The organism is Streptomyces marokkonensis (assembly GCF_039539045.1).
In the GTDB taxonomy this organism is placed as follows: Bacteria; Actinomycetota; Actinomycetes; order Streptomycetales; family Streptomycetaceae; genus Streptomyces; species Streptomyces marokkonensis.
This window is the reverse complement of record NZ_BAABCQ010000412.1, coordinates 1-691: the sequence shown is the minus strand read 5'-3', so window position 1 is coordinate 691 and position 691 is coordinate 1. Positions and strand designations below refer to the sequence as shown.

The following is a 691-nucleotide window of genomic DNA, read 5'->3' as shown; positions in this document are numbered from 1 at the left end:
GAAATCCGGGCCACCTTCGCCGACGGCTGGCGGGTCGATTCGATCGAACCCGCGATGCTGGAGAACAACAAATATGTCGACGGAGTGCTGGCCTGGCTGGCCAGGATCACCCGCACCTGACCACCCCTTTCCCGAGCGAATACCCCCGAAAGGCGTGCCACTCACGCCGAATTCACAGAATTGGGCGACGGCGAATCTCGAATTTGCTGCCAGGTTGAGGGACAGTGGCGTAGGCGCCGAACTCCGTACCGTGAGGCCAATCGACCAGAAGGAGCCAGACAGACATGGGTGGCAGCAAGGTGGAGGGCTTCGACGCGCACTACACCGGAACACCGCTCTGGGACCTCGGCCGCCCGCAGACGGCCATGCGCGAACTCGCCGAGGCAGGCGCCTTCCGCGGCCGGGTACTTGAGGTCGGCTGCGGCACCGGCGAGGTCGCGCTCATGGCGGCGGCCCTCGGTCTCCCGACGGTCGGCATCGACTCAGCGCCGACAGCGATCCAGACCGCGCGACGCAAAGCGCGCGAGCAGGGCGTGGAGGTGCGCTTCCAAGTCGGGGACGCGCTCGAACTCGGCGGCCTGGGCGAGCAGTTCGACACCGTTCTCGACTGCGCCCTGTTCCATGTGTTCAGCGAGACCGAACGAGTCCGCTACGCCGACAACCTGGCCACCGTGATGCCGCCGGACGCGCG

The 691-nt window shown here is 66.9% G+C and carries 1 protein-coding gene; it reads left to right on the top strand.

The window, feature by feature from the left end:
• Positions 1 to 284 precede the first annotated feature (284 nt).
• A partial coding sequence (locus ABEA26_RS36170) for a class I SAM-dependent methyltransferase (protein WP_345598335.1) occupies positions 285 to 691 on the top strand: 407 nt, incomplete at its 3' end.